The 21,043-nt window shown below is 59.3% G+C and carries 20 protein-coding genes and 1 tRNA gene; 11 read left to right on the forward strand and 10 right to left on the reverse strand.

The features are described 5' to 3' along the window. The first annotated feature begins 109 nt into the window (after positions 1–109). From OF122_RS11345 to OF122_RS11360, 4 genes are all read left to right on the forward strand, one after another. The gene (locus OF122_RS11345) at positions 110–1,150 is read left to right on the forward strand and encodes a TerC family protein (RefSeq protein WP_264224358.1); all 1,041 of its coding nucleotides are present in this window, start codon (positions 110–112) and stop codon (positions 1,148–1,150) included. Positions 1,151–1,256: 106 nt separating this feature from the next. Continuing rightward, positions 1,257–2,450, forward strand: coding sequence for an MFS transporter (locus tag OF122_RS11350; RefSeq protein ID WP_264224359.1), 1,194 nt, complete (start codon positions 1,257–1,259; stop codon positions 2,448–2,450). A 1-nt stretch (position 2,451) separates the two neighbouring features. Further along, positions 2,452–2,886 (forward strand): SRPBCC family protein, encoded by a 435-nt coding sequence (locus tag OF122_RS11355; protein ID WP_264224360.1) that lies wholly within the window; start codon positions 2,452–2,454, stop codon positions 2,884–2,886. A 55-nt stretch (positions 2,887–2,941) separates the two neighbouring features. After that, entirely contained in the window at positions 2,942–3,334 is a 393-nt protein-coding gene (locus OF122_RS11360; RefSeq protein WP_264224361.1) for an ArsR/SmtB family transcription factor, read from the forward strand. A 102-nt stretch (positions 3,335–3,436) separates the two neighbouring features. Here OF122_RS11360 and cysN read toward each other — a convergent pair whose 3' ends face one another. Together cysN and cysD are read right to left on the reverse strand one after the other, a co-directional pair. Next, complete coding sequence (cysN, locus tag OF122_RS11365; protein ID WP_264224362.1) at positions 3,437–5,335, reverse strand: sulfate adenylyltransferase subunit CysN; 1,899 nt, start codon at positions 5,333–5,335, stop codon at positions 3,437–3,439. 94 nt (positions 5,336–5,429) lie between these two features. Beyond that, complete coding sequence (gene cysD / locus OF122_RS11370) at positions 5,430–6,344, reverse strand: sulfate adenylyltransferase subunit CysD (protein WP_264224363.1); 915 nt, start codon at positions 6,342–6,344, stop codon at positions 5,430–5,432. Between the two features lie 201 nt (positions 6,345–6,545). Here cysD and OF122_RS11375 point away from each other — a divergent pair, with 201 nt between their 5' ends. The 3 genes from OF122_RS11375 (at position 6,546) to cls (ending at position 10,600) form a co-directional block, all read left to right on the forward strand. Next, complete coding sequence (locus OF122_RS11375; protein ID WP_264224364.1) at positions 6,546–7,946, forward strand: cryptochrome/photolyase family protein; 1,401 nt, start codon at positions 6,546–6,548, stop codon at positions 7,944–7,946. A 156-nt stretch (positions 7,947–8,102) separates the two neighbouring features. After that, positions 8,103–9,149: a cysteine synthase A gene (locus OF122_RS11380; protein WP_264224365.1), complete on the forward strand. Its 1,047-nt coding sequence runs from the start codon at positions 8,103–8,105 to the stop codon at positions 9,147–9,149. 11 nt (positions 9,150–9,160) lie between these two features. Further along, positions 9,161–10,600 carry a cardiolipin synthase gene (gene cls, locus OF122_RS11385; protein WP_264224366.1) on the forward strand — a complete coding sequence of 480 codons (1,440 nt, stop codon included), beginning with the start codon at positions 9,161–9,163 and terminating at the stop codon, positions 10,598–10,600. A gap of 4 nt (positions 10,601–10,604) precedes the next feature. Here cls and OF122_RS11390 read toward each other — a convergent pair whose 3' ends face one another. The 5 genes from OF122_RS11390 to OF122_RS11410 all read right to left on the reverse strand — a co-directional run bounded on the left by OF122_RS11390 (position 10,605) and on the right by OF122_RS11410 (position 16,145). Continuing rightward, a complete protein-coding gene (locus OF122_RS11390; RefSeq protein WP_264224367.1) occupies positions 10,605–11,687 on the reverse strand; it encodes an amino acid ABC transporter substrate-binding protein in 1,083 nt (360 codons plus the stop codon). A gap of 179 nt (positions 11,688–11,866) precedes the next feature. Then, positions 11,867–12,658, reverse strand: a complete 792-nt coding sequence (locus tag OF122_RS11395) for an amino acid ABC transporter ATP-binding protein (protein WP_319019361.1) — start codon at positions 12,656–12,658, stop codon at positions 11,867–11,869. Positions 12,659–12,661: 3 nt separating this feature from the next. After that, positions 12,662–13,801, reverse strand: a complete 1,140-nt coding sequence (locus OF122_RS11400) for an amino acid ABC transporter permease (protein WP_264224368.1) — start codon at positions 13,799–13,801, stop codon at positions 12,662–12,664. Between the two features lie 4 nt (positions 13,802–13,805). After that, the gene (locus tag OF122_RS11405) at positions 13,806–15,011 is read right to left on the reverse strand and encodes an amino acid ABC transporter permease (RefSeq protein ID WP_264224369.1); all 1,206 of its coding nucleotides are present in this window, start codon (positions 15,009–15,011) and stop codon (positions 13,806–13,808) included. A gap of 114 nt (positions 15,012–15,125) precedes the next feature. Then, positions 15,126–16,145 carry an amino acid ABC transporter substrate-binding protein gene (locus tag OF122_RS11410; protein ID WP_264224370.1) on the reverse strand — a complete coding sequence of 340 codons (1,020 nt, stop codon included), beginning with the start codon at positions 16,143–16,145 and terminating at the stop codon, positions 15,126–15,128. A 245-nt stretch (positions 16,146–16,390) separates the two neighbouring features. On the opposite strand from OF122_RS11410, the gene metC reads away from it, so the two are divergent. Beyond that, complete coding sequence (gene metC / locus OF122_RS11415) at positions 16,391–17,581, forward strand: cystathionine beta-lyase (protein ID WP_264224371.1); 1,191 nt, start codon at positions 16,391–16,393, stop codon at positions 17,579–17,581. Here metC and OF122_RS11420 read toward each other — a convergent pair. After that, positions 17,557–18,351 carry a phosphatase PAP2 family protein gene (locus OF122_RS11420; protein WP_264224372.1) on the reverse strand — a complete coding sequence of 265 codons (795 nt, stop codon included), beginning with the start codon at positions 18,349–18,351 and terminating at the stop codon, positions 17,557–17,559. The two genes, metC and OF122_RS11420, sit on opposite strands and share 25 nt — an antisense overlap. A gap of 136 nt (positions 18,352–18,487) precedes the next feature. On the opposite strand from OF122_RS11420, the gene OF122_RS11425 reads away from it, so the two are divergent. From OF122_RS11425 to OF122_RS11435, 3 genes are all read left to right on the forward strand, one after another. Continuing rightward, a tRNA-Pro gene (locus OF122_RS11425) sits at positions 18,488–18,564 on the forward strand. Between the two features lie 25 nt (positions 18,565–18,589). Beyond that, positions 18,590–18,895, forward strand: a complete 306-nt coding sequence (locus tag OF122_RS11430; protein ID WP_264224373.1) for an ETC complex I subunit — start codon at positions 18,590–18,592, stop codon at positions 18,893–18,895. Between the two features lie 12 nt (positions 18,896–18,907). Continuing rightward, positions 18,908–19,657 (forward strand): sulfite exporter TauE/SafE family protein, encoded by a 750-nt coding sequence (locus OF122_RS11435; RefSeq protein WP_264224374.1) that lies wholly within the window; start codon positions 18,908–18,910, stop codon positions 19,655–19,657. On the opposite strand, the gene OF122_RS11440 is transcribed toward OF122_RS11435, so the two are convergent. Next, a complete protein-coding gene (locus OF122_RS11440; protein ID WP_264224375.1) occupies positions 19,654–20,361 on the reverse strand; it encodes an anti-sigma factor in 708 nt (235 codons plus the stop codon). The genes OF122_RS11435 and OF122_RS11440 overlap by 4 nt on opposite strands. Beyond that, the gene (locus OF122_RS11445) at positions 20,358–20,909 is read right to left on the reverse strand and encodes a sigma-70 family RNA polymerase sigma factor (protein ID WP_264224376.1); all 552 of its coding nucleotides are present in this window, start codon (positions 20,907–20,909) and stop codon (positions 20,358–20,360) included. Before OF122_RS11445 ends, OF122_RS11440 begins: the two co-directional genes overlap by 4 nt. Between the last annotated feature and the right edge of the window lie 134 nt (positions 20,910–21,043).

Below are 21,043 nucleotides of genomic sequence, written 5' to 3' on the forward strand. Positions count from 1 at the left end.
AAAAGGGCGTATATGTCGCCGCGCAGTGCCGGGCCCCTCTGGCGTAGCGCCTTTGATCGCTACGTGATGTCGGAACTGCTCCACTAGTTACATGGAGAAGGTCCCGGCGATGGAAAATCTCGCTTCATTTTTGTCGACCCCGTTCCTCGATACGCCTGCGTGGTTCTGGGTCGCCTTTATCGTGATCGTTGTGGCGATCATGATCTTTGATCTCGGCTTCCTGCATAAGGAGCAAAAAGAGATCAGCGCCAAGGAGAGCTTTGTTCTCTATGGCTTTTATGTCGCCGTCGCCATGGCGTTCGGCGCCTGGGTGTGGGCGGTGCGCGGCGCGGATGCCGGGCTGGAATTTTTCACCGGCTACATCATCGAGCAGAGCCTTGCGATGGACAATATCTTCGTCATCGCGACGATCTTTGCGTTTCTGGGCGTACCACGAATCTATCAGCACCGCGTGCTGTTCTGGGGCATTATCGGTGTGCTGCTGTTCCGCGCCATCCTAATCGGTGCCGGCGTGGCGCTGGTGCGCTCGTTCGAGCCTATCCTGTTCCTGTTCGGCGGCTTCCTGATTTTCACCGGCGTGAAGATGTTCACCAAGGTGGAGGACGACGATGACATCGAGAACAACAAGATCCTGAAATTCCTGCGAAAGCACTTCCGGATCACGCCGCAGTTTCACGGCAACAAGTTCCTTGTCGAAAAGCCCCATCCCAAGTCCGGCAAGCTGGTGCTCTGGCTGACGCCACTGGCCGTTGCGCTGCTCATGGTGGAAATTGTCGATGTGATCTTTGCCGTCGACTCGGTGCCGGCCATCTTTGCGATCACGCAGGACCCGTTCATCGTCTATACCTCGAACGTCTTTGCGGTTCTCGGTCTGCGGGCGCTGTTCTTTGCCCTTTCAGCCGCCATGGCGCGCTTCAGGTATCTCCAGGCGGCACTGGCCATCGTACTCATCCTTGTGGGCATCAAGATCTTCCTCGTGCCGCTGCATATTCACATCGACACGCTACTGTCGCTTATCGTGACGGTATCGATCCTGGCGGCAGGCGTGGCATATTCGCTCTGGAAGACCCGCAATGATCCGCCGCTTGAAGAGCAGGCGGATCATGTCGAGCCCGCGGAATTCAAGAGCGAAAATCCTTCCAACCCGTAGGCCGCCGTCGGGCTCGCTTGACGAACAATCGGGCCGGACGTAACGCTTTCCGGAAAACAAGAGCGGCGTGGGCATTCCACGCCGCTGCCTTTCCGGATTACTTCTCATGACCGCCACGACCGCGGAGCACCAGCCCGCACGGCAGACCACGTCCCTGTGGATCTTGTTCGCCATCAGCTTTTCGCACATGCTCAACGATCTGATGCAGGCGCTTCTGCCTGCGGTGTATCCGCTGCTGCGCGAAATCTATGCGCTCGATTTTACCCAGATCGGACTGATTACGCTGGTGAACCAGCTTACGGCGTCGCTCTTGCAGCCGCTGGTGGGATATTACACAGACAAATACCCAAAGCCGTATTCGCTACCGCTCGCCATGTGTTCGACGCTGAGCGGCTTGCTTGTTCTCTCGATGGCCTCGAGCTTTCCGATGCTGCTGGTTGCAGCGGCATTGATCGGGGTCGGCTCGTCCATCTTTCATCCTGAATCCTCCCGTGTCGCACGCATGGCCTCGGGTGGGCGGCTGGGTTTTGCCCAATCACTGTTTCAGGTTGGCGGCAATGTGGGGACGGCGATGGGGCCGTTGCTGGCGGCGTTCATCATCATTCCGCGCGGTCAGGGCAGCGTCTCCTGGTTCGCCATCGTGGCGCTGACGGCCATTGCTGTGCTGTTCGCAGTCAGCCGGTGGTATGCGGGCCAGAACCGGATGGCAAAACCTCAGCCCGTGAGGTTGCGCGCCAATGATCTTTCCCGCGCCGGAATGATCAGTGCCTTCGCCATTCTTGCCATGCTGGTGCTGAGCAAGAACGTGTATATGGCGTCGATGACCAGCTTCTATTCGTTCTTCCTGATCGAAAAGTTCGGGCTGGAAGCCGAGACGGCGCAGCTCTATCTCTTCGTTTTCCTTGGCGCCGCGGCGGCGGGCACATTCATCGGCGGGCCGGTTGGCGACAGGGTTGGACGCAAGGTGGTGATCTGGGTTTCGATCCTGGGGCCCCTTCCCTTCACACTGGCCCTGCCCTATGTGGGGCTCGAGCTTTCGATCGTTCTGACAGCAATCATCGGCTTCATCCTGGCGTCGGCGTTCTCAGCCATTCTGGTTTACGCCCAGGAATTGCTGCCGGGCCGAGTGGGCATGATCGCGGGCCTGATGTTCGGATTTGCTTTCGGCATGGGGGCGCTCGGCGCCGCCGTGCTCGGGGTTGTAGCCGACGCAACGAGCATCATTTTTGTATTCCAGCTTTGCGCCTTCCTGCCGCTGGTGGGACTTTTGACGGCATTGCTGCCCAACACGGGAGACTGACATGACCGATCAGGCCGACCATTCCATCACCCTTTCACGCACCATCGATGCGCCCGCCGACGAATTGTTCGCTGCGTGGACCGATCCTGCCCTGCTTGAACAATGGCAGGCCGAGATCGTCGAATTCGAGCCGTTCGAGGGCGGAAAATTCCGCTTCGAGACGTCAGATGCCGACGAGCCCGGCGTCAGTCACGTCATTAGCGGCACCGTGGCCAGCTATGAGCAGGATCGCAAGCTGGTCGAACTCTGGCACATGGAGGGCGAGGACGCTCAGCACGACAGTACGCTGATCGTAACGTTTGCGCCGGTCGATGATGCGCGCACGGAAATCACCATCGTCGAAATCGCCGAGGCGCACGCCGACGCCGAGTCGCGGATTTTTTCCATTGAAGCCTGGCATGAGGCGCTGAACGAGCTTGCCGAGTTGCTGGAGTAGATTTCCACAGGCTTGAAAGCCTAGAAGGCTGGGCGGCCTTGCTCTCGGAGCCGGAGTGTATAAATCGGCGCTTATGGACATTTTCGCTGTAGTTGCCGATCCCACGCGGCGCCGGATGATCGATATGCTCGTTGGCGGCGAATTGCCGGCCGGTGCTTTTGTCGCCGCGTTTCCCGGTATGACGCAGCCGGCGATTTCCCAGCATCTGAAAGTGCTGCGCGATGCGGGCGTCGCGACAGTGCGGGCCGATCGGCAGCGGCGGCTTTATTGCCTGGTTCCCAATGGGCTTGAACCGTTGCGGGACTGGGTGGCGCCGCTGGTGCCGGTTGCCGAGGCTGCAAAGCCGGCGATGGTTGAGAGCGTTGAACAGCCGCCGATCAAACCAAGAGCACGACCGAAGCCCAAGCCTTCTGTCGAGCCGGAACTGACGCTCGACCTGTTCGGGTAGGCTGATCCGGCCGTCCCCAGACGTCATCCCGGGCGAAGACCCGGGATCAAGGCCGGGGTGGCAGGGTATTGGGTTTGGCCGGGCTGAGGCCTGACAGCGGCGTCAGATACCCAGCCTTTTATAGATTTCGTCGGTCATTTGTTCTGGTGTTTTTGTTGCGCCATTGAGGGTTATGTCGGCGCGTTCTGGGGGTTCGAAGGGGCTGTCGATGCCTGTGAAGTTGGTGATCTGTCCGGCGCGGGCTTTGGCGTAGAGGCCCTTGGGGTCGCGGGCCTCGCAGATGTCGAGGGGGGTGTCGACATAGGCTTCGATAAACGCGATGTCGCCGGCCACTTCGCGGGCCAGGCGACGCTCGTTGCGGAACGGGGAGATGAACGAGACCAGAACGATCAGCCCGGCATCGGCCATCAGCCTGGCCACTTCGGCAACGCGGCGGATGTTTTCAACGCGGGCGGCGTCGGTAAAGCCCAGATCCTTGTTGAGCCCGTGCCGGATGTTGTCGCCATCGAGAATATAGACGTGACGGCCCTCGGCGGTCAGGCGCTTTTCAAGCAGGTTGGCGACCGTGGACTTGCCCGAGCCCGACAGGCCGGTGAACCACACGATCTGCGGGGTCTGGCCCTTCTGGCGGGCCCGGACCTCGCGATTGACGTCAAACGCCTGGTAGGTGAGGTTCTTGCCCCGCTGCAGGCCGTAGCTGATGGTGCCGGCGCCAAGGGTGAGATTGTTGATCCGGTCGATCAGGATGAAGCCGCCGGTCAGCCCGTTGGTCTCGTAAGGGTCAAAGGCGATCGGCTTGTCGGTGGCCAGGGTGAGGGTGCCAACCTCGTTGAGCTCGAGCCGCTTGGCGGCCGATTTTTCCAGCGTGTTGACGTTGGTCTTGTGCTTGAGATCGGTGAGGGTGGCGGGCACCAGCTGGCTGCCGATCTTTAAAAGATAGGAGCGGCCGGGATAGGCGGGCTCGTCGGCCATCCAGACGATTTCGGCCTGGAACTGGTTGGAATAGTCGGGGGTATGGCCGGGATGGGTGAGCATGTCGCCGCGCGAGATGTCGATCTCGCGGTCGAGCACAAGGGTGACCGCCTGTCCGGCAATGGCGCTTTGCAGATCGCCATCCATCGTGACGATGCGGGCGATCCTGGCCGGCTTGCGTGAAGCGGCAACCAGCACCTCGTCGCCCACCGAGACGGTGCCGCCGGCAATGGTGCCCGAAAAGCCGCGGAAGTCGAGATCGGGGCGGTTGACCCATTGCACCGGAAAGCGGAACGGGGTTTTGCTCTTGTCCTCGTCGACGACGATCTCTTCGAGATAGGGCAAGAGCGGCGTGCCCGTGTACCAGGGGGTGCGCTCGGAGTTCTTGACGATGTTGTCGCCGCGCAGCGCCGAGATCGGCACGGCCGCCAGCGAAGCAAAGCCGAGATCCTTGGCAAAGGCCGTGTAATCGGCAACGATTTTGTCGAACACCTCTTGCGAATAATCCATCAGGTCGATCTTGTTGATGACCAGCACCACGTGCTTGACCCCGATCAGGGACAAAATGAAGCTGTGGCGGCGGGTCTGGGTCAACAGACCCTTGCGCGCATCGACCAAAAGCAGCGCCAGATCGGCGTTGGACGCGCCGGTCGCCATGTTGCGTGTGTATTGCTCGTGGCCCGGCGTATCGGCGACGATGAATTTGCGCTTCTCGGTGGAAAAGAACCGATACGCCACGTCGATGGTGATGCCCTGCTCGCGCTCGGCGACCAGACCGTCGACCAGCAGCGAGAAATCGATACCCTCATCGCCCACATGGCGGTTGCGGCTGTCGTTCTTGAGCGTTGCCAACTGATCGTCGAGGATCAGCTGGCTGTCATAGAGCAGCCGCCCGATCAGTGTCGATTTGCCGTCATCGACCGAGCCGCAGGTCAGAAAGCGCAGCAGCGACTTGTTGGTCTGCTGGGAAAGCCACAGCCCGATATCGGTGTCGGCAGTGGGAAGCGATGCTGCGGTCAAAGTGGACATTATCTTTCTCCCCTGGTCGCGTTCGCGAACCGCAAAACCGGTTCCCATCCGTCGGGTCGGGGCCCGAGGACATGCTTTTGCTGCGAACGCTCCATCAGAAATACCCTTCCTGCTTTTTCTTCTCCATCGAGCCGACGGAATCGCTGTCGATCAGACGGCCCTCGCGCTCGGAGGTCCGCGATGCCTGCATTTCCATGATGATCTCGGGAAGGGTTGCCGCCGAGGACTGGATCGCCCCGGTCAGCGGATAGCAGCCCAGTGTCCTGAACCGCACCATCATCTCCCTGGGCGTCTCGCCCGGATCGAGCGGCATGCGGTCGTCATCGACCATGATCAGCGTGCCCGAGCGCTCGACCACAGGGCGCTTTTTGGCAAAATAGAGCTCGGGCAACTCGATGTTTTCGGCATAGATATAGGTCCACACATCGAGCTCGGTCCAGTTCGAGATTGGGAACACCCGCATCGATTCGCCCGGATTGAGCCGCGTGTTGAACACCCGCCACAGCTCGGGCCGCTGGTTCTTGGGATCCCAGGCGTGGGACGCGTTGCGGTGCGAGAAAATCCGCTCCTTGGCGCGGCTCTTTTCCTCGTCGCGCCGCGCCCCGCCGATCGCCGCATCGTACTGGCCGGCGCCCAGCGCCTGGCGCAGCGCCTGGGTCTTCATGATGTCGGTGTAGCGCGCCGAGCCGTGATCGAACGGGTTCATCCCCGCCGCAACCCCATCGGGGTTGGTGTGCACCCGCAACTCGAACCCGTACTGTTCGGCCATCCGGTCGCGAAACGCGATCATCTCGGCGAACTTCCAGGTCGTATCGATGTGCAAAAGCGGAAACGGGATCTTTGAGGGATAAAACGCCTTGCGCGCCAGATGCAGCAAAACCGACGAATCCTTGCCGATCGAATACATCATAACAGGACGCTCAAAACTCGCCGCAACCTCCCGGAAAATCTCAATGCTCTCAGCCTCCAAACGGGCAAGATGGGAGAGAGAGGACGGCGACAGGGACATGAGTTTATTCCAGCGGTTCGGAACGTTTTCGGGGGCAGACATATTCCAGCAGGACGGCCCGGACAACTGCGCCAGACGCATGGCTGGTTGATCTGAACGTCCGGTTTGCCCGTATGAAGCGAGAATGGTGCGTTTATTCCAAATGAGCCGGACCGGCGCATTTTTCGACTTACCTCTCCGACGAAAAAGAAAGTTTTTTTCATGGCCAGTTCCACATTGGTTTGGCTCAGAAACGACTTGCGCATCGCAGACAATCCCGCCCTGGCTGCGGCGCTCAAGAACGAGGAACCGATCCACGCTGTCTATGTGCTTGAGACAGATCGTGCGTTACGTCCGCTGGGCGGGGCGGCAAAGGTTTGGCTGCATGAAAGCCTCAAGGCCCTCAATGACGCGCTGGCCGAACGCGGCGTGCGGCTTTCCTATCGCGAAGGCCAGAGCAAGACGGTTATTCCCGAAATGATCCGGGAGATGAAGGCTGAGCGGGTGTATTGGAACCGGCGGTACGACCCGGCGGGTCGCGCCCATGATGCGTCACTCAAGAAGGGCCTGAAGGCGGATGGTATCGCGGTAGAGAGTTTCAATGCCGCGCTGCTTGTCGAGCCCTGGGATATCGCCACGAAACAGGGCACGCCCTATGGCGTTTTCACCCCGTTCTGGAAGGCGCTAAGGGACAAGCTCATCGCCGATCCGATCGGGCGGGCCGAAAGGCATTCAGAGATCAAACCCCCTGCCCTCGATTTCGGAAAGCCGCCATTTTGGGCAAACGGGATATTGGAGCGTTGGGCGGTTGGGGAAGAAGCGGCAAAGCGTGTTTTGTCCGGTTTTCTAGATGATCTGCTGGCTGACTACCCCAATGATCGCGACCTGCCGCGCAAGCGCGCGACATCAGAAATGTCGCCGCATTTGCGGTTCGGGGAAATCGGACCACGCCAGATCTGGTTTGCGGTACGGCATCTGATCGCTTCGAACCCGTCGATGGCGAACGCCGGCGACAAGTTCCTGTCCGAGTTGGCGTGGCGGGAGTTTTCCTATCACCTGCTCTATCACCGGGGGGATATTGCCCGCCATTCAATGCAGGAGCGTTTCGATGAAATCGAATGGCGATCTGACGCAAAGGCGCTGCATGCCTGGCAGAAGGGGCAAACGGGCATTCCGATCGTCGACGCGGGGATGCGGCAGCTTTGGCGGACAGGCTGGATGCACAACAGGGTGCGCATGCTCACGGCATCGCTTCTGACCAAGAACCTGCTGACCGACTGGCGCAAGGGCGAGCAATGGTTCTGGGACACGCTGGTGGATGCAGACCCCGCCAACAATCCGGCGAGCTGGCAATGGGTGGCTGGGAGCGGCGCGGATGCGGCGCCCTATTTCCGGATATTCAACCCGATAACGCAGGGGGAAAAGTTCGATTCCCGCGGAGACTACGTGCGAGAGTGGGTGCCAGAACTCAGGAACTTGCCTGACAAATGGGTGCACAAGCCGTGGATGGCCGATGTCGAAACACTGGATAAGGCAGAGCTTAAATTGGGAATAACTTATCCAATACCGATCGTGGATTTGTCGACCAGTCGGGAGCGGGCGCTCGAAACGCTCAAGCGATAACGCAACAGGTTTGCGGCGTTGGCGCTTGCTGTGGCAGAGGATTGCGCAAAACGGCATCGAACTGAAAAAGCCCGACCGATCAACGCCATGTGACCTTGTTCGGAAATGGCGGGACCACTAACATTTGAATCCACATTCAAAAGCTGTTGCCCCATCATGACCCGTTATATCGATATGCCGTCCGCCATCGGGAACACCCCGCTGATCCGCCTTAACGCCGTTTCCGAAGCGACCGGATGCGAGATCTGGGGAAAGGCCGAGTTCCTCAATCCGGGGCAGTCGGTCAAGGACCGGGCGGCGCTCTATATCATCAATGATGCCGTAGCTCGGGGGGCAATTGGCCCTGGCGGGACGATCGTCGAGGGCACTGCGGGCAATACCGGGATCGGACTGGCGCTGGTTGGCAACGCGATGGGGTTCAAGACGGTCATTGTCATCCCCGAAACTCAAAGTCAGGAAAAAAAGGACGCGATCCGGCTGGCCGGAGCAGAGCTGCTCGAGGTGCCCGCGAAGCCCTACAGGAACCCCAACAATTACGTGAAGGTTTCCGGACGGCTGGCCGAAAAGCTGGCTTCGGAACTGCCCAATGGCGCGATCTGGGCCAACCAGTTCGACAACATCGCCAACCGGCAGGCCCATATAGAGACCACGGGACCGGAAATCTTTAGCCAGACCGACGGCAAGGTGGACGGCTTTATCTGCGCCGTCGGCTCGGGTGGCACTCTGGGCGGGGTGGCAATGGCGCTCAAGGAGCGCAACAAGGATATCCAGATCGGTCTGGCTGACCCGGAAGGGGCTGCGCTCTACAGCTATTATACGAGCGGAGAGCTCAAATCGTCGGGCGGCTCGATTACCGAGGGGATCGGACAGGGCCGCATTACGGCAAACCTTGAGGGCCTCAGCGTCGATCACGCCTACCAGATCCCCGACAGCGAGGCGTTGCCCTACATCTTCGATCTCATCGCTGAGGAGGGATTGTGCCTTGGCGGTTCGTCTGCAATCAATATTGCAGGCGCTGTGAGAATGGCCCGGGAACTTGGGCCGGGCAAAACCATTGTTACGGTGCTGTGTGACTATGGCAACCGCTATCAGTCAAAACTGTTCAACCCGGCCTTCTTGCGCTCCAAGGAACTGCCGGTGCCAGATTGGCTGGAAGCCGGGCCCACGGTGGACATCAATTCGGTGCTGGAGGCCGATAGCTAGGCGAAGTTTGCGTGGATCTGGTCAGGGCGATAGCGGACAATTTCAGTTTCCTGGCCACGCTCTATCTGGCCAATTACGCCTTGGCGTTCGTTTGCGCGGTGCGCGAGATCATGAACTCACGGACCTCGCAAGGCACCATCGCCTGGCTGTTGTCCCTGTTGATCCTTCCCTTTCCGACCACGCTCATCTATCTGCTGTTCGGCTGGAAGCTGTTCGATGACTATGCGGAATCGCAGATCCATTCCGGGCGCAGCTGGCGCCTGGCACGGTCCGAAGATCTACGGATTGTGGACAAGGAGACGAGCGATGAATGGCCAGTGTTGCGCAAGGTCGCCGAACTCCCATTCCTTTATGGCAATTCAGCCTCGCTCCTGATCGACGGAGAAGACACGTTCGCTTCGATCATAGACGGCATCTCGCGGGCGCAGGATTACATTCTCGTCCAATTCTACATCATCCGCGATGATGATCTGGGCAGGCGGTTTGCCGACGCGCTGATCGAGCGGGCCGATGCAGGGGTGCAGGTCTATGTGCTCTATGACGACGCGGGCAGCAGCGGACTTCCCCGCAGATATAAAAAGCGGCTCGAGGACCATGGGGTGCGCATTTTTGGCTTCAATCATCGCCACACGTTCCTGCGACTCTATGGACTGACGCGCATCAACTACCGCAATCACCGTAAGAACGTTGTGGTGGACGGGATCGAATCCTGGGTTGGCGGACACAATATCGGCGACGAATATCTGGGCAAGAACACCAAACTGGGGCGTTGGCGCGATACCCATGTTCACGTGACCGGGCCAGCCGCGCTGGCTTGCGCGCTGATGTTTCGGGAAGACTGGCTTTGGGCGACAGGGGAAGAACTGCCCGCGCGCTATCCCAGCACCATACCAACGCCGGGCAATCAGCCGATCCTCGTGATGCCGACCGGGCCCGCCGATAAACTCGAAGACTGTGCCATCGCCTTTACCGAGGTAATTTCCCGCGCCCGTGAACGGCTATGGATCGTCAGTCCCTATTTCGTGCCGGGTATCGAAGTTCAGACAGCGCTTTATGCCGCATCACTGCGCGGTGTTGACGTGCGCATCCTCCTGCCGCGCAAGCCCGACCACCTCCTCGTGTGGCTGGCGAGCTACGCCCATGCGGACCAGATGGTGATGCACGGCATCAAGGTGCATCGCTACGACAAGGGGTTTCTGCACCAGAAAGTCATCTTGTGTGACGACCAGATTGCCGGCATCGGCACCGTCAATTTCGACTATCGGTCCTTCAACATCAATTTTGAGGCGACGTTGTGGTTTACGGACAGCGACATGATTGCAAACATCGCGGCCATGCTCGAGACCGATTTTGAGGGTTCGTATCTGACGACGGAGCGCAATCTGAGACGTCGCAGCTATCCGTTTCGGTTGCTCTGTCAGGGCGCGAGGCTGTTTTCGCCGATTTTATAGCGGATCAATAGACCGGCGGGGCGTACATGAGCCCACCATTGAGCCACAAAGCGTTCTGGCCGCGCAGCAACTGGCCCCCGGCCGCAGCGCCGAAATGCCGCGAGTAGATTTCGCCATAATTGCCAACACTGCGGATAACGTCGCGCATCCAGGTTGCGCGCAGCCCCAAATCGCTGCCGACGTCATCCTCAACACCGAGAAGGCGCCTGATTGCCGGTGTGCGAGCCGACATCATGGATTCGATATTGACCGAAGTGACGCCGTATTCCTCAGCGTTGATGAGGGCGTAAAGCGTGCGACGGACGATCGCCGCCCACTGCACATCGTCGCTGCGCACGACAGGACCATATGCCTCCTTGCTCAACCGCTCGGGAAGGATCGCATTGGCGCCAGGTTCGGGCATGGTACGGCGTATGGCCTGCAGCCAACTGGCCGAGCCGGTGATGGCATCGCACTCCCCTGCTCTGTAGGAGACTGCCAGATCGTCGCGGTCTTCGTAGAGCAGCACGTCATAAGAGAGCTGGTTGGAAAAGAAAAAATCATCCAGCCGCTGCTCGGCCTCGGAGTTGGCGGCCACGCAGATGGTGACGTCTTCAAGTTCATAGGCCGAAACCACGCCCAGGCGATCGGGAACCATAAAAGCCTGCCCGTCGAAAAACGAGGTTGCGACATAGGTGGCGCCGTATAGCGTGTCACGCGACATCGTCCAGGGCGCATTTCGGACAACGAGATCGACCTCGCCCATCGCCAGATGAGCAAAGCGGCTTTGACCGGAGAGTGGGCGAAATTCGACACGCGAAGGATCACCGAACACGGCGGCTGCCACGGCCCGGCACATATCGATATCGAACCCGGACCACAGCCCTTCAGGACTGACCTGCGCAAAGCCGGGCAAGGGACTGGTTGCCGCACAGATGACATAGCCGCGCGCGCGCACCGTTTCGAGCATCGATATGGTGAACGGTTCGCCGGCTTGCGGTTCAGCCTCCTGCGCCGAGCCAGCGCCTTGGGCGCTCAACAGCAACGCACCCAACAAGGTCACGCTGGCGGAAATCCGCAAAAGCCGCGAAAATAAATGCAATTTCAATGCGGGCGCACCCGCTCCTGTGGAATTGTCGGGCAATATTGGCACGAGGCCAAGACGGGTCAAGGCACGAGCGGCGTTTCCCCCGACAATTCGATTTTTCCGCAAATTTTATTTTCAACGGCAAAGGCCGCGCTCAACGGCGCGGCCCTGATCTCATTCGATCGCCCTGTCTGCGGATATCAATGCAAGATCTGGCTCAGGAAGAGTTTTGTGCGTTCGTGCTGGGGATTGGAGAAGAATGCCTCCGGCTCGTTCTGCTCGATGATCTGCCCCTGATCCATGAAGATTACCCGGTTGGCGACCTGACGCGCGAAACCCATTTCGTGGGTGACGCAGACCATGGTCATGCCATCCTCGGCAAGCTGCACCATGACTTCGAGCACTTCCTTGATCATCTCCGGATCGAGCGCCGAAGTGGGCTCGTCAAACAGCATGATCTTGGGATTCATGCACAGCGAGCGCGCGATCGCCACCCGCTGCTGCTGACCGCCTGAAAGCTGACCGGGGAACTTATTGGCCTGTTCGGGTATCTTGACGCGCTCGAGATATTTCATCGCCTGTGCTTCTGCTTCGGCCTTCGGCGTGCCGCGCACCCAAATGGGCGCCAAAGTAAGGTTCTGCAGCACCGTCAAATGCGGGAAGAGATTGAAGTGCTGGAACACCATGCCGACTTCGCGGCGAACCTCGTCGATCCGCTTGAGATCACCGGTGAGTTCGATCCCGTCAACGATGATGTCGCCCTGCTGGTGTTCTTCCAGACGGTTGATGCACCGGATCAACGTGGACTTGCCGGACCCTGAGGGGCCGGCGATGACGATGCGTTCGCCGCGCATGACCTTGAGGTCGATGTCGCGCAGCACGTGGAAATCGCCGTACCACTTGTTCATATTGCGGATTTCGACGGCCACATCGGTATCCGAGACCGTCATTTTTTTCGGATCGGCCGAGGTGGCCTCCATGCTTGCGGTCATAGCCTATCTCCTGTGACCGGTATGGAGCCGGCCTTCCATGTAGATCGAATAACGGGACATTCCGAAACAGAATATCCAGAACACGAAACCCGCGAACACGTAGCCGGTCACCGCATCGCTGGGGAACTGCCAGGCGATATCCGAGCCAGCGGCCCGAACGGTGTTGAGCAGCTCGAAAATGCCGATGATCGAGACCAGGGTGGTGTCCTTGAACAGGGCAATAAAGGTATTCACGATGCCCGGGATCACGTGCTTGAGGGCCTGGGGCAGGATAATCAACGCCGTAGTCTTGAGCTTGTTGAGGCCCAATGCATAGGCCGCTTCTCGCTGCCCGCCAGGAATTGCCTGCAAGCCGCCACGCACCACTTCAGCCATGTATGCCGATTCAAACAGCACAATGCCGATGATGGCGCGCAGCAGCACGTCGGGATTTGTGCCCTGAGGCATAAATAGCGGGAACATGACAGAAGCCATGAACAGCACCGTGATAAGGGGTACGGCGCGCCAGAGCTCAATGAAGGCGACACAGAACCCTTTGATTACCGGTAGTTTTGACTGCCGGCCAAGCGCGAGCAAAATGCCCAGGGGCATCGATACAATGATGCCGATCAGCGAAATGATCAGCGTCAGCGTCAACCCGCCCCACTGGCGTGTGGGAACGACTTCCAGCCCAAATATGCCGCCATACATCAGGAAGTAGGCGACGAACGGATAGACGCCAAAGAACAGGATGGCGGCAGTGCGCACGAATGGCATGCGCGGGGCAAGCAAGGGGATCAAAAGGATGATCCCGATGATGAACATCAAATTTATGCGCCAGATTTCATCCGGCGGATAAAAACCATAGATGAAGAAGTTGAAACGCGCCTGGATGAAGATCCAGCAAGCTCCGACCCCTTCAAAACGACACGCCTCGCCCCGCAACCCTTCAGGATCGGTGAACACCGCATCGGCGACAAGAAAATTCCAGATGGGGAACAGAGTCCAGACGATCACGGCAAGACCGATGATGGTCAGGATTGAATTGCCCGGAGTGGAAAAAAGATTGGTGCGCATCCAGGCACCGACCCCGGTCATCCTCCTTGGAGGCGGCAGAGGATCGACGATTTTGGTGCGGACAAAGCTGAGGTCTGTGGTGCTCATGATCTCAACGCTCCACCAGCGCGACGCGCGAATTGTACCAGTTCATGAACAGCGACGTCGTCAGCGAGAATGTCAGATAGACCGCCATCGTGAGCGCCACGATCTCGACGGCCCGCCCACTCTGATTGATCGCGGTGCCCATGAAGACGTTGACCAGCTCGGGAAAAGCGATGGCCGCCCCAAGTGAAGAGTTCTTGGTCAGGTTGAGATATTGGCTGGTCAGCGGCGGAACGATGATCCGCATGGCTTGGGGAATGACGACCAGCCGCAGCCGGTCACCTTCCTTGAGCCCGAGGGCGGAAGCGGCTTCGACCTGGCCGTAGTTGACGGCCTGAATGCCGGCACGCACGATTTCGGCGATGAAGGCCGCCGTATAGATGACCAAGCCCATGATCAGGGCAGTCAACTCTGGTGGCACGACGAAGCCACCAGTGTAATTAAACCCGGTCAATTCGGGATAGCTGAACGCGATCGGCACCTGCGCAGCAAGCAGCGCAATCACCGTCGGGACCAGGACAATGCCGAGCATTGGCAGCACGACAGGAAGTCGGTCTCCCTTTTCTTCCATCTTGCGGATTCGACGCGCGCGCCAGATCACAGCCGCAATGATCGAAACGATGAAAATGCCGAGAGCGAGCAGGAACCGGCTGTCACTCTGGAGCAGCGGCAGATAAAGCCCCCGCTGGTTCAGGACCGCGCCCAGGGGCAACTCGTAGCTTTGCCGAACAGCAGGCAAGGCGTTGAGCGCCATGAAGTACCAGAAAAACAGCTGCAGCAAGAGCGGCATGTTGCGCATGACTTCGACATAGACTGTCGCAAGTTTGCGGATGAGGAAATTTGACGAGAGCCGCGCGATACCGATGATAAAGCCCAGTATCGTTGCCAGCACAATGCCGATAACGGCCACCAGCAGCGTGTTCAATATGCCGACGATATAGACGTCGAGGTAGGTCGAGCTGCGACTGAACGGCAAGAGGGAGAAGCCGATGTTGAAACCGGCGGTCTGGAACAGAAATCCAAACCCGGTGGCTCTGCCTTGCGCCGCCATATTGGCCGCCGCGTTGGACTGTAGCCACCAGAACAGCAGCACAACCCCGATAAGCAATGCGGCCTGATATGCAATCCCGCGCGCAGTCGGATTGTAAAAAAGCGAAGCGTCAAGGCCCGACCGTGCCGAAGTGCCCGACCGCTTCTGCGAGACGTCTGTCATGTTGATCCCTTAACCCCTGGCCGAACCGACGGCATTGCAGCTGTTAAGCGCTGCTTGACTGCTAGTTCGGAAGTGCCCGGGCGCTGGGCGCCCGGGCTGAAAGGTGGTCGACGCTTAGCGGATCGGCGGAGCGTACATGACGCCGCCATCAGTCCACAGGCTATTCACGCCGCGCGGGATGTTGATCGGTGTTTCGGGGCCAACATGCTTGGCATAGAGTTCGCCATAATTGCCCACGTGCTTGATGATCCGGTAGCCCCAATCGGTCGAGAGGCCGATCGGCGTGCCGAAATCGCCTTCAACGCCCAGCAAGCGACGAACAGCAGGATTTTCCGAACCGAGCATGTCGTCGACGTTTTCCGAAGTCACACCGAGTTCTTCTGCATTGAGCATGGCAAACAGGGTCCACTTGGCGATATTGAACCACTGGGTGTCGCCGGAGCGAACCGAGGGGCCAAGCGGCTCTTTGGAGATGATCTCTGGCAGGATGATATGGGCTTCGGGATCGGGGAAACCAGAACGCTCGGCAGCCAGGGCCGAGGAGTCCGTCGTGAACACGTCACACCGTCCATCGAGATAGGCCTGAACCACTTCGTCCTGGTTGACGAACACAACGGCGTTGGACAGATCCATGCCCTGCGTCGCGAAGTAGTCAGCAGCATTAAGCTCTGTGGTCGTGCCGGATTCGATACAGACCGCGGCACCGGAGAGTTCCGTCGCAGAGGTTACGCCCGCATCCTCACGCACCATGAAACCCTGACCGTCATAGAACATGGTGCCAGTGAAGGTGATGCCAAGATCGGTATCGCGGCTCATCGTCCACGTGGTCGTACGCGACAGCACATCGATGTTGCCGTTGGCAAGGCTTTCGAAGCGGACCTGCGATGTCAGCGGGGTGTAACGAACAGCCTCGGGATCGTCGAAGATCGCCGCAGCCATGCCGCGGCAGAAATCGACTTCCAGGCCAGTCCAGTTGTTATTGTCATCGGGGAATGAGAACCCCGGGACGCCTTCGGTCACGCCGCACTGCAGAAAGCCACGCTCCATCACCTCGTCGAGCGTCTGCGCGAAGGCAGCGGATGAGGTGGTCGCCATCGCGGCTGCCACAGCGCAAGTGATGAATTGTTTTTTCATAGGATTGCCTTTGTTTCCTAACCCTTTTTGACGGAGCTGGTGCGTTGCCGCCCACCCCTCTTGTCCCACCTGTTGGCGGGAAGCAGCGCCCTATTGCCATCGAGCGCATTGCTGGGCAGCATCGAAGCCCAGTTTTACTGTGTGCGTCAAGGGCAAAAGCGATACGAAAATAGTCACTTCCAAGTGCCCGCCTAAATATGAAGCACCAATACTGACCTTTTATAAGTGATCCAGGCCGGAGTAACATGTCAGATTCAGAAAAAGCCGCGATATTCCAACAAGGTACGGAGACGTTTCTTACGCATGGCGGGCGGGATCCCAATGCCCAGCACGGCTTTGTCAACACGCCCATTTACCGGGGCAGCACGGTTGTTTTCGATACATTGGCGGAGCTTGATGACAGCAAAATTCGTTACCGGTACGGCCGACAGGGCACGCCGCTCACCACCGGGCTGGAGACACTGGTAACCGAGTTGGAGGGGGCCGCCGGGACCGTCCTCACGCCATCGGGAGTATCGGCAATTTCCTTGGCGTTTCTTACGTGTTTGTCGGTAGGCGATGAAGTTCTGATCACCGATTCCGTTTACGAACCAACACGAAGATTTGCCGACAGCGTGCTTAAGCGCCTTGGAATCAGCACCCGCTATTTCGATCCGAGAATCGGGGGCGCTATCGCGAACCTGGTGAGCGAGAAGACCCGCGCGGTATTTCTCGAAAGTCCGGGTTCGCTGACGTTTGAAATTCAGGACCTGCCCGCAATAGCCAACGCGCTATCGGGGCGCGGTATCGCTGTACTCGTCGACAATTCCTGGGCGACTCCTCTGTTTTACAATCCGCTGGCTCTGGGGGCCGACATCATCATTCATTCGGCCACCAAGATGTTCGTTGGCCACTCTGATGTGATGATGGGCACGGTTTCGGCCAATGACGGGTATCTGGATCAGCTTGTGCACACGCACAGGACGTTTGGGCTTATCGCCTCACCCGATGATACCTATCTGGCAACACGGGGCATGCGGACCCTTGCCGTGCGGATGAAGGAGCATCAGGCCCGCGCTCTCGAACTGGCCAGCTGGCTCGACCAGATGGACGCTGTCGAAGTGCTGCATCCCGCCCTGCCCTCTCATCCCGATAACCACATCTTTTTGCGAGACTTTTCGGGGAGCGGCTGCCTGTTCTCAATCATCCTGCCGCCGGCGTCGCGACAAGCTGTTGCGGCCATGGTGGACGCCATGCGCGTTTTCGGCATGGGCTATTCCTGGGGCGGATTTGAAAGCCTGATCCTGCCGTCGGACCCCAAGCGCATCCGCACTGCCGTGCCGTGGGAGGTGCGTGGCAATCTGCTGCGGATTCATGTGGGTTTCGAGGACCTCAACGACCTCAAAGCCGATCTCAGCGACGGAATTGCGCGTTATTTGAATACAGCGGGGATGTGACGGCGGCGCAGCCAGCGCATGAGCGGCTCGAAGGCTGCGAACATACGGTAGTGCACCCGACCGCCTTTGACCTCCATGCCCCAGCGCCGGGTGACGAAATAATCGCGAACCACAATTGCCGAGGCCAACCCGACAAACGATCCGGCGATCACATCGGAAAGATAGTGATCGCCGACCACGATACGGCTGAGCCCGATCGCAAAGCCAAAGGCGATCAGCCAGCCATGGAATCGACCGTTGGTGAGGGTGCGCAACACCAGGGCAAAGGCGACCGCAGTCGTCGCGTGTCCGGACGGAAAGCTGTGGAAACTCCAGTCCAGCAATTCAAACGGCTGGAAATGAAGCACTCCCAGGTCTTCGAGATACATTGGGCGGGCACGCCCGATGATGCGTTTGATCACCACAGTGACCAGACCGGAAATGGCGATGGTGGCAAATATATAGGCCGAGATCGCCAAAACGCCTCTCGCTGCCCAGGCCCAGCTGTAAGAGAGCTTGAGTCGCAAACCTGCCCCGCACAGAAGTCCGGCCAAAAGCGTGGGGACAAACAGCCAATCCGATTTGCCCAGGTCGGTTATGAAGCGGAAAAATGCTCGCTCACCCGATGGCCAATTGCGCACTGCCTCGGTAACGGGGCCATCGAGCAGAACCGCCAGGGCAAGAAGCCCCAGCATCGTCCATAAGGGCCACCAGAACAGGACTTTCGCCTGCCGGTGCCGTTCCATGACAGCCTTGAGCCATTGGGCGGTAAAGGTTTCGGGAGCAAGCAATTTTCCCCGGTCTCCATCTTCTTGGCCAGTTGAGGCCTGGAATTTTGCTGTCGCGCTTGCTGGAAATGCTCCGGGCGCGGCTAACACGCCTTGCCCTGCCAGAAAAGAATGTGTATCGCAACACCGATGGCCATGTCGGGGTATAGCTCAGCCTGGTAGAGCACCGGTTTTGGGAACCGGGGGTCGCAAGTTCGAATCTTGCTGCCCCGACCATTGGCCAGCCATGGGATTGTTGATTATGGTTGCACGCATCTATCGCCCCGCCCGCAACGCAATGCAGTCGGGAAAAGGCAAAAGCCAGGACTGGGTGCTGGTTTTCGAGCCTGAAGTGGCCCGTTCAATCGATCCTCTGATGGGATACACCTCGTCTGGCGATATGAAGCAGCAGATCAAGTTGCGGTTCGACACGCTCGAGGACGCGGAATCCTATGCCCGCCGCGAGGGCATCGCCTATGTGGTGCAGCCGGCGCAAGAGCCGACCATAAAGAAGGTCAGCTATCCCGACAATTTCCGATTCGACCGCAAGGTGCCCTGGACGCACTAAGGCGCCAGCGCCTTGGAAATATATCTTCTTGTGGTGCTTGGCGGCGCGGCTGTAGCCGGCTTCGTTCAGGGGCTGGCCGGGTTTGCGTTTGCATTATCGAGTCTGAGCATCTGGGCTTGGGCTGTCGATCCCGCCCTGGCAGCACCCATGGCGGTGTTCGGGTCACTCATCGGTCAGCTGGTCACGCTCCCGATCGTCGGGCGCCATTTCAATCCAAAAGGCATGCTGCCGTTTGTGGTCGGGGGAATTTTGGGCGTGCCGCTTGGAATTTTCCTGCTCAGCGTTCTCGATCCGCAGGGCTTCAAGCTGGCGTTGGGGGTTTTCATGATCGTTTATTGTCCGATCATGCTGTTCGTGCCGGCCGGTTTCAAAATCGGTTATGGCGGGAACTGGGGCAATGGGATTGCCGGCTGGCTGGGAGGAATTTTCGGAGGACTCGGCGGGCTTTCCGGGCCCATTCCGACCCTCTGGTGCACGCTTAGGGGCATGGACAAGGACAGTCAGCGTGGAATAATGCAGGGCTTCAATATCGCCATGCATGTAACTACGATGATTGGGTATTTTCTTGCCGGATCAATCATTGACCGTGCAACCTGGCAGCATCTTGGGCTGATTTCGGTGGCACTTGTGGTGCCTGCCCTGCTCGGCGCCATGCTGTTCAAGCGCCTGGACACGCAGGCCTTCCGGCGCCTCGTCTTGATCCTTCTGTTTGTTTCGGGGCTGGTGCTGACGAGCTCGGCAGCCCCTGCCCTGTTGAGCTAAATGACCGGCGCCCGGGCAAAGCCCTTGAGGAGGATTGGCCCGGTGGGACGACCTGTGGGCGAGCCGCCCGCTGGCTCGAGCGTGATTTCATAGAGCTGGTCGGGCTGCGGTGCGGGAAGATTGGGGCCACCCAAGACCAGGTCGCGCGCCTCGCGGAAAGTGCCGAGTGAGACCGGTCCGGTCTCGGGATCGGGCAAGGTCCAGACTTCGAGGGTCGAGCCGTCGGGCGCCACAAGAGCTTCGAGTGGCATTATGCGGATGCTGTCGTCTGCGAAAGCCTCAATGATGGCGCCGGGCTCCATGTCGTCACCGACAAGGACGGCCACGACAAGGGGTGCCTGGGGGACGGGACCGAGGGACTGGCCGCCGAAGAACCCTACTCCGAGCGAAAGGAGAATAGCAGCCGCCATCCCGGCCCAGCGCGGGAGGTCGACGGCCGTAGATGGGCGATTGGTGTTGGCTGCAGGCGGCGCCTCGGGCGCTGTGGCGAGTGAGGATTCAATTCTTGACCAGAGGTCGGCGGGAACAGATTCGGGCGCCGCCGTCGCGTCGAGGGCGTCAAAATTCTGCTGCAGCGCGGCAACCTTGCGCGCCAGCTCGGGTTCGCTGGCGATTCGGGATTCGAATCGCGCCCGTTGCTCGCCTTCGAGCTGGCCCAGTACATACTCGGCAATCATATCATTGGTGTCCGATGGTGCCGTCATCCAAGGCACTCCTGCAAGGCGGTCATGCCGCGTCTGATCCAGGCCTTGACCGTACCCAGCGGCGCGTCGAGCTTGGCGGCGACTTCACCGTGGGTGAGGCCAGTGACGTAGCACAGGAGAATTGCCGTGCGCTTTCGGGCGTCGAGCTGCCTAAGGCACCCTTTGAGCGCGTGCCGCTCAGGCAGTAGCTCGTAGGCGTTGCTGGCATCGCCGGTTCTGTCGCCCATGGCTTCGAGGGTCTTGCTATCGACGTGATCAACGCGCCCGGCATCGCGCAAAAGGTTGAGTGCCCGGTTTCGCACAATACGGGTGATCCAACCGCGCGCCTCGCCATATCTGGGATCGTACTGGCCCGAGCGCTGCCAGATGGCCACGAACGCATCCTGCACGACCTCCTCGGCGAGATCGGAGCGGCGCACGATGCGGCGGGCAACTGCAAGCAGCCGCCCGGCTTCCATGCGAAACAGGGCTTCAAGGGCCGATCTGTCGCCTTTGGCAATCTCGATAACCAATGAATTCACCTGTGCCGTCGCGCCCTGCTCGTTCATCGCTCCCCACACCTCGGCATCACCTTTCTGGCCACTCTACACACCAGAAACCGCTTCAGATGCAAAAAAGCAAAAAAGTCATCGCGCCGATGCATCCGGATGGGCGTGTGGCGGGTAGAGCCAATGTGACCAAC

Source organism: Pelagibacterium flavum (assembly GCF_025854335.1).
In the GTDB taxonomy this organism is placed as follows: domain Bacteria; phylum Pseudomonadota; class Alphaproteobacteria; order Rhizobiales; family Devosiaceae; genus Pelagibacterium; species Pelagibacterium flavum.